The sequence below is a fragment of the Mycobacterium sp. genome, assembly GCF_049281135.1.
GTDB lineage: Bacteria > Actinomycetota > Actinomycetes > Mycobacteriales > Mycobacteriaceae > Mycobacterium.
The window spans coordinates 1-5,142 of the sequence record NZ_JBAPRN010000682.1; the positions used below are offsets into that span (position 1 = coordinate 1).

Annotated in this window: 9 protein-coding genes and 1 pseudogene; 9 read left to right on the plus strand and 1 reads right to left on the minus strand. The window is 64.8% G+C overall.

The genetic code is table 11. The features are described from left to right. Positions 1-579, plus strand: a 579-nt coding sequence (locus WAN02_RS27475) for a carboxylesterase family protein (protein ID WP_422268345.1), incomplete at its 5' end; no start/stop codon positions are given. Next, positions 576-935: a nuclear transport factor 2 family protein gene (locus WAN02_RS27480; RefSeq protein WP_422268347.1), complete on the plus strand. Its 360-nt coding sequence runs from the start codon at positions 576-578 to the stop codon at positions 933-935. The genes WAN02_RS27475 and WAN02_RS27480, both read left to right, overlap by 4 nt. Here the strand turns inward: WAN02_RS27480 and WAN02_RS27485 are convergent. Continuing rightward, positions 932-1,379: pseudogene (locus tag WAN02_RS27485) on the minus strand (hotdog fold domain-containing protein). The gene WAN02_RS27480 and the pseudogene WAN02_RS27485 sit on opposite strands and share 4 nt — an antisense overlap. Positions 1,380-1,784: 405 nt before the next feature. On the opposite strand from WAN02_RS27485, the gene rpsJ reads away from it, so the two are divergent. From rpsJ to rplV, 7 genes are all read left to right on the plus strand, one after another. Continuing rightward, positions 1,785-2,090: a 30S ribosomal protein S10 gene (gene rpsJ / locus WAN02_RS27490; RefSeq protein WP_422268349.1), complete on the plus strand. Its 306-nt coding sequence runs from the start codon at positions 1,785-1,787 to the stop codon at positions 2,088-2,090. A 12-nt stretch (positions 2,091-2,102) separates the two neighbouring features. After that, positions 2,103-2,756: a 50S ribosomal protein L3 gene (gene rplC, locus WAN02_RS27495; protein WP_422268351.1), complete on the plus strand. Its 654-nt coding sequence runs from the start codon at positions 2,103-2,105 to the stop codon at positions 2,754-2,756. Further along, the gene (gene rplD, locus WAN02_RS27500; protein WP_422268353.1) at positions 2,756-3,430 is read left to right on the plus strand and encodes a 50S ribosomal protein L4; all 675 of its coding nucleotides are present in this window, start codon (positions 2,756-2,758) and stop codon (positions 3,428-3,430) included. The genes rplC and rplD overlap by 1 nt, the downstream gene beginning before the upstream one ends. Continuing rightward, the gene (gene rplW / locus WAN02_RS27505) at positions 3,430-3,732 is read left to right on the plus strand and encodes a 50S ribosomal protein L23 (protein WP_422268355.1); all 303 of its coding nucleotides are present in this window, start codon (positions 3,430-3,432) and stop codon (positions 3,730-3,732) included. Before rplD ends, rplW begins: the two co-directional genes overlap by 1 nt. Positions 3,733-3,767: 35 nt before the next feature. Next, positions 3,768-4,607 (plus strand): 50S ribosomal protein L2, encoded by an 840-nt coding sequence (gene rplB / locus WAN02_RS27510; RefSeq protein WP_422268357.1) that lies wholly within the window; start codon positions 3,768-3,770, stop codon positions 4,605-4,607. 9 nt (positions 4,608-4,616) lie between these two features. Then, positions 4,617-4,898, plus strand: a complete 282-nt coding sequence (rpsS, locus tag WAN02_RS27515) for a 30S ribosomal protein S19 (protein WP_260992268.1) — start codon at positions 4,617-4,619, stop codon at positions 4,896-4,898. Continuing rightward, on the plus strand, positions 4,895-5,142 hold a 248-nt coding region (gene rplV, locus WAN02_RS27520; RefSeq protein WP_422268359.1), incomplete at its 3' end, for a 50S ribosomal protein L22. The genes rpsS and rplV, both read left to right, overlap by 4 nt.

Below are 5,142 nucleotides of genomic sequence, written 5' to 3' on the forward strand. Positions count from 1 at the left end.
GCGTTGCGGGCGTCGAGGCTGGATCGGGGAGTCAAACCCGGTGAGTATCCGCATCTGCTCGCCGACATCTTCGGCGCCGCCGACAGCGCCCCAGTGCTGGCGCACTATTCGCCCGACCACTACAACGGAGATGCCTCGCTGGCCTACTCCGCGGCGGCCACCGACGGTGTCTTCGCTTGCGCTGCAGACCGATTGGCGGACTCACTGAGCCGTAACGCGCCGGTATACGCTTACGAGTTCGACGATTTACACGCACCGGCGCCCAAGTTCTTGCGAGACGCGCCATTTCCGGTCGGCGCCAGCCACTCCCTGGAGCTGCGGTACCTGTTCAGCATGGGCGGCGCGCAACCGCTGGATCCCGCTCAGCAGATGTTGTCCGACCAGATGATGAGCTATTGGAGCCATTTCGTCACCAATGGCGCGCCGAAGGCCGCCGGCCTGCCCGACTGGCCGGCCCAAGACGGTAACCCCGACCATGACTCCTGGATGTCGTTGCGCCCCGGGGGAAGTCAGCTCGTCACCGACTTCGAGGCAGCACACCAGTGCCCGTTCTGGTCGACGCTGAAGGGCAAGTCGTGAGCACACCGGAAGCGGCCGCCTTCGCCGGGGAGTGGTCCGCGGCCTGGAACCGCGGCGATGTCGAAGCCGTGCTCGCGCATTTTCACGACGACGCGGTTTTCACGTCGCCGTACGCGGCCGAATTCGTCCCCGGCTCAGCGGGGGTCGTCCGCGGCAAAGCGGCGCTGCGCGAATACTGGCGCACCGCAATGAAGGCCACTCCCGACCTGCACTTCGACATCGTCGGGGTGTACGGGGGCGCGTCGGTGCTGGTGATCAACTACCGCAATCAGGGCGGCACGTTGGTCAACGAGGTCCTGGAGTTCGACGGTGGCCTGGTGCGTCGTGGACACGGAACGTATCTGGTGGGTGGCTAGCCGACCGGCGTGACCCAGGTGGTGATGTCGGCGTGCACGACTTCGTTGCCGCTGCGATCGGTGATGCTGACTGGCACGACGAGATCGACACCGTCGGCGATTTGACTGAAATCCGGCGGGTCCAACTGGGCCCGGGTACTGAACATTCATCGCTTTCGGTATCCACCGATGGCTGCGCGGGACGGTGGGCTCCATCAGCATCCCCATGGGGATTTCGGCGGCATTACAGCATGCGATCGCGTGCACGGTATGTAGATGGTTGTAGACGAAGAACCACTTCGGCACCTTGACCTCGGCCAGGCCCGGCTCCATCCGCACCACGTGCGGCAGCACCTAAGCGAAGTAGGGAACGCGCGCCATCGCCGCCACCGAAAACAGCCGGCTGCCGCCGGGACGGCCGGAAAGGCGCTGCCATGCGGCATATGTGCTGGTCGAGTTGGTCATGACGGCATACCTTACTCTGGAGTAAGAAGCGGTCGGCGAGGCATCCGGCCTGACCGCTGCGCGGGAGGTTTCGCCGCTGCTGAGCCGGACCGGTGGCCTGGTCGGGAGGATTTGGCCGATACCGCGATCTAGGGCATACTGTTCGGGTTGCCTTGCGCCGGGTTTGCGCCTGGCCGGGCATACGACCGGCGTCCAAACGGGCGCCTCCGGTCCCAATCTTGGAACGAGACCAATTTCGGTCGCGGACCAGGCTGCGTGAGGGCGACACACCCGACCGCGGGGGCCGGTGGACCAAGACAGGTAAACAGCGGCGCAACAACCGGGCGCACGTCCTGATCGGCCAGACCGATCAAGGCGATCACCGCCCGGCAGGAAACCGGGTCTCGACCTGGAGAGTGAGGAAGCGTGGCGGGACAGAAGATCCGCATCAGGCTCAGGGCCTACGACCACGAGGCCATTGATGCCTCGGCGCGCAAGATCGTCGAGACGGTTGTCCGGACGGGCGCCAGCGTGGTGGGCCCGGTGCCGCTGCCTACCGAGAAAAACGTGTACTGCGTTATCCGCTCACCGCACAAGTACAAAGACTCGCGGGAGCACTTCGAGATGCGCACTCACAAGCGCCTGATCGACATCCTTGACCCCACCCCGAAAACCGTTGACGCGCTGATGCGCATCGATCTGCCTGCCAGCGTCGACGTCAACATCCAGTAGGAGCTGCGAGCAATGGCGAGAAAGGGCATTCTGGGCACCAAGCTGGGCATGACGCAGGTGTTCGACGAGAACAACCGCGTTGTCCCCGTGACGGTGGTCAAGGCCGGGCCGAACGTGGTGACCCGCATCCGTACTCCGGAGGTTGACGGGTACAGCGCGGTGCAGCTGGCCTACGGCGAAATCAGTCCCCGCAAGATCAACAAGCCGCTGACGGGTCAGTACGCCGCTGCCGGTGTCAACCCGCGCCGGCATCTGGCCGAGTTTCGTCTCGACGACGAGGCCGCTGCTGCCGACTACCAGGTCGGGCAGGAGCTGACGGCCGAGATCTTTGCTGCCGGAACCTATGTCGACGTGACCGGCACCTCGAAGGGCAAGGGCTTCGCGGGAACCATGAAGCGTCACGGCTTCAAAGGTCAGGGCGCCAGCCACGGTGCTCAGGCGGTTCACCGGCGTCCCGGTTCCATCGGCGGTTGCGCCACTCCGGCGCGGGTGTTCAAGGGCACCCGGATGGCCGGCCGGATGGGTAATGACCGGGTGACCACGCAGAACCTGTTGGTGCACTTGGTCGATGCCGAGAATGGCGTCCTGCTGATCAAAGGCGCGGTGCCTGGCCGCACCGGCGGACTCGTCGTGGTCCGCAGCGCGATCAAACGAGGTGAGAAGTAATGGCTGCCGAGAAATCCGCAAAGGCGCTCAAGATCGACGTCAAGACGCCGGCCGGTAAAACCGAAGGCTCCGTTGAGCTTCCGGCCGAGATCTTCGACGCGCCCGCGAACATCGCACTGTTGCACCAGGTGGTCACGGCTCAGCTTGCCGCGAAGCGCCAGGGTACGCACTCCACCAAGACTCGCGGCGAGGTCCGCGGTGGCGGTCGTAAGCCGTACCGGCAGAAGGGCACTGGCCGCGCCCGGCAGGGCTCGACGCGTGCGCCGCAATTCACCGGCGGTGGTGTCGTGCACGGCCCCCAGCCGCGTGACTACAGCCAGCGCACCCCGAAGAAGATGATCGCCGCCGCCCTGCGCGGTGCGTTGTCGGACCGGGCCCGCAACGGCCGCATCCACGCGGTCACCGAACTGGTGTCGGGGCAGACGCCGTCGACCAAGAGCGCCAAGGTTTTCCTGGCCTCGCTGACCGACCGCAAGCAGGTGCTGGTGGTCATCGGACGCAGCGATGAGGCCGGCGTGAAGAGCGTACGCAACCTTCCCGGCGTGCACATCCTGTCGCCGGACCAGCTCAACACCTACGACGTGCTGCGTGCCGACGACGTGGTGTTCTCGGTGGAGGCGCTCAACGCTTTCATCGCTGCGAACACCAAAACCGCTGAGGAGGTTTCGGCCTGATGGCGACCGTCACTGACCCCCGCGACATCATCCTGGCCCCGGTCATCTCGGAGAAGTCCTACGGCCTGATCGATGACAACGTGTACACGTTCCTGGTGCACCCTGACTCGAACAAGACACAGATCAAGATCGCGATCGAGAAGATCTTCTCGGTCAAGGTTTCCGCGGTGAACACCGCGAACCGCCAGGGCAAGCGCAAGCGCACCAGAAGCGGCTACGGCCAACGGAAGAGCACCAAGCGCGCCATCGTGACGTTGGCGCCCGGCAGCAAGCCGATCGAATTGTTCGGCAACACGGCGTAGCCAGGAATAGCCGAGGATAGAGAGACTTAACAGACATGGGAATTCGCAAGTACAAGCCGACGACCCCCGGTCGTCGCGGTGCCAGCGTCTCCGATTTCGCCGAGATCACTCGCTCGACTCCGGAGAAGTCGCTGATCAAGCCGTTGCACGGCAAGGGTGGCCGTAACGCGCACGGTCGCATAACCACCCGCCACAAGGGTGGCGGCCACAAGCGGGCCTACCGGGTGATCGACTTCCGTCGCAACGACAAAGACGGCGTCAACGCGAAGGTCGCGCACATCGAGTACGACCCGAACCGCACCGCGAACATCGCGCTGCTGCACTTCTTGGATGGCGAGAAGCGCTACATCATTGCGCCGCAGGGGCTTTCCCAGGGCGACGTGGTGGAGTCCGGTGCCAACGCCGACATCAAACCGGGCAACAACCTGCCATTGCGCAACATCCCGGCCGGTACCTTGATCCACGCTGTGGAGCTGCGGCCGGGCGGCGGAGCCAAGCTGGCTCGCTCCGCGGGCTCGAGCATCCAATTGCTGGGTAAGGAAGGCACGTACGCCTCGCTGCGTATGCCCAGCGGCGAGATCCGTCGCGTCGATGTGCGTTGCCGCGCCTCGGTTGGCGAGGTGGGTAACGCCGAGCAAGCCAACATCAACTGGGGCAAGGCCGGCCGGATGCGCTGGAAGGGCAAGCGCCCGACGGTCCGTGGTGTGGTGATGAATCCGGTGGACCACCCGCATGGTGGTGGTGAGGGTAAGACCTCCGGTGGTCGTCACCCGGTCAGCCCGTGGGGTAAGCCGGAAGGCCGTACCCGTAAAGGCAGCAAGCCCAGTGACAAGCTCATCGTCCGACGCCGGCGCACCGGCAAGAAATCGCGCTAGGAGCAGCCGATGCCACGCAGCCTGAAAAAGGGTCCGTTCGTCGACGACCATCTGCTCAAGAAGGTCGACGTCCAGAACGATAAGAACACCAAGCAGGTCATCAAGACCTGGTCGCGGCGTTCGACCATCATTCCCGACTTCATCGGTCACACCTTCGCCGTCCACGACGGCCGCAAGCACGTGCCGGTGTTCGTCACCGAGTCGATGGTGGGCCACAAACTGGGTGAATTCGCACCGACGCGCACCTTCAAGGGACACATCAAAGACGACCGGAAGGCTAAGCGGCGATGAGCACGGCTACTGAATTCCCGTCTGCGTCTGCCGTAGCGCGATTCGTGCGGGTGTCGCCGACCAAAGCACGCCGGGTGATCGACCTGGTGCGCGGTAAGTCGGTGGCCGAGGCGCTGGACATCCTGCGGTGGGCACCCCAGGCGGCCAGCGAGCCGGTGGCCATGGTCATCGCGAGCGCTGCCGCCAACGCCCAGAACAACAACGGCCTCGACCCGGCCACTCTGGTGGTGGCCACCGTCTACGC

Excerpts from the sequence above, each read along its gene's own strand:
- rpsS (WP_260992268.1), top strand. The coding sequence starts at position 4,617 with ATGCCACGCAGCCTGAAAAAGGGTCCGTTCGTCGACGACCATCTGCTC.
- rplC (WP_422268351.1), top strand. The coding sequence starts at position 2,103 with ATGGCGAGAAAGGGCATTCTGGGCACCAAGCTGGGCATGACGCAGGTG.
- rplW (WP_422268355.1), top strand. The coding sequence starts at position 3,430 with ATGGCGACCGTCACTGACCCCCGCGACATCATCCTGGCCCCGGTCATC.
- rplD (WP_422268353.1), top strand. The coding sequence starts at position 2,756 with ATGGCTGCCGAGAAATCCGCAAAGGCGCTCAAGATCGACGTCAAGACG.
- rplB (WP_422268357.1), top strand. The coding sequence starts at position 3,768 with ATGGGAATTCGCAAGTACAAGCCGACGACCCCCGGTCGTCGCGGTGCC.